Source organism: Desulfoferrobacter suflitae, assembly GCF_022603395.1.
GTDB classification, from domain to species: domain Bacteria; phylum Desulfobacterota; class Syntrophobacteria; order Syntrophobacterales; family Syntrophobacteraceae; genus Desulfoferrobacter; species Desulfoferrobacter suflitae.
Window position 1 is genome coordinate 1 of the sequence record NZ_JAIBKA010000037.1, and the last position, 1,302, is coordinate 1,302.

At 46.7% G+C, this 1,302-nt stretch carries 1 protein-coding gene; it reads right to left on the reverse strand.

Going from position 1 to position 1,302, the window contains the following annotated elements:
• Positions 1-3: 3 nt before the first annotated feature.
• Positions 4-1,206, reverse strand: a complete 1,203-nt coding sequence (locus tag K1V27_RS22475; RefSeq protein WP_309574017.1) for an ISL3 family transposase — start codon at positions 1,204-1,206, stop codon at positions 4-6.
• Between the last annotated feature and the right edge of the window lie 96 nt (positions 1,207-1,302).

Below are 1,302 nucleotides of genomic sequence, written 5' to 3' on the forward strand. Positions count from 1 at the left end.
GGTTCATCCGGTTAATGAGTACCTCTGGGTGTGGAGATGATAGAGTCGCAATTTAAAGTAGACCATATCTCGGAACCCATACGCCTGCCTTTTAAGGGTTTTGATTTTGTTGTTGGTTCCTTCGACAACGGCACTGGTGATAGAATATTTAAAATAGTTGAGAAGCCCTGTTTTGTAGCCAGCCAGAGTTTTGGCCACCTTGGCAAGGGGGCCGATTCCAGATTGCATGGCATCCTTAATCCACACTTCAAGGAAGCTCTTTGCACTGTCAAAGTCCTCGTCCCAAAAGAGTCGCAACTGTTCTTTCATGGAATGAGCAATGAAAAGGGGGTGATTGGCCTTAAGGAGGGCATCAAGTCGGGCCTTGCGATCAGGCTCAAGGGAATCATAGTTTCTCAAGAGTAGGAAGCGATTCCCTTTGAGAGCTTTTTGTCCGAGGTTGTCCAATTCTCTTTGCTGGCCTCTTCGGATTTCATCAATGGCCTGGTTCATGAGAGCCGATACGTGGTAACGGTCAAAGACAATATCAACATGAGGCAGCCACCCACGTACAGCAGAATAATAACTTCCGCTCATGTCCATGGCGATCGCAGTGAGTTTCTTTGCCTTTTTGGAGAGCTTTTCGATGAAGGGTTGGATCTTTTCTTTACTTCTGCCTTCAACGGCATGCAGAATTCTTCCATCCTCGATATTGACGAAAATGGTCATGTATTCATGGCCCTTTCTTATGCTGAACTCATCAATTCCAAGGTATTTGACTTTATGCAAGGGAACCGACCTGTAGAGCAAAGAGAGGCGCTCCTTGTGGATCTGTTTGACAAGATCCCAGCCCACTGCCAGGTACTCCGCGACCGAACGGATGGTGCCGAACTTCAAAAGATCCAAAGCTGTCAGTGCGAAGGACCTGACATAACGGTGTTTGCCATCCATAAAGGGCAGAGTGGGCCACCAAAGATGTCCGCACCTGAGGCATTTGAGTCGGTGGAGCAAAAGGTCCAAGAAGCACCTCTTCCTTCCAATGGGACTCATACGCAGAAGTCTTCTTTTCTGGCCTTTGAAGCTGGCTTTTCGATTTCTGCATTCTGGACATCTCACATATTGATCTGTCATTCGGGCATTGATGTAAATACAATCTCCCAAAAAGTGAGTGGATTCATAGTGAATACCCTTCAGACCGAAAGCATGGTAAAGTATGGATGTGGACATGGCTTGATTTCCCCTCCCGTTGTTCGATCACAGTCAAACAACTGGGGTTATTGCCATGTCCATTTTCTTTTTTCAACTCCGGGTACTCATTAACCG

What these genes read in the sequence shown, in the direction of transcription:
- K1V27_RS22475 (WP_309574017.1), bottom strand. Translation starts at nt 1,206, where the DNA reads ATGTCCACATCCATACTTTACCATGCTTTCGGTCTGAAGGGTATTCAC.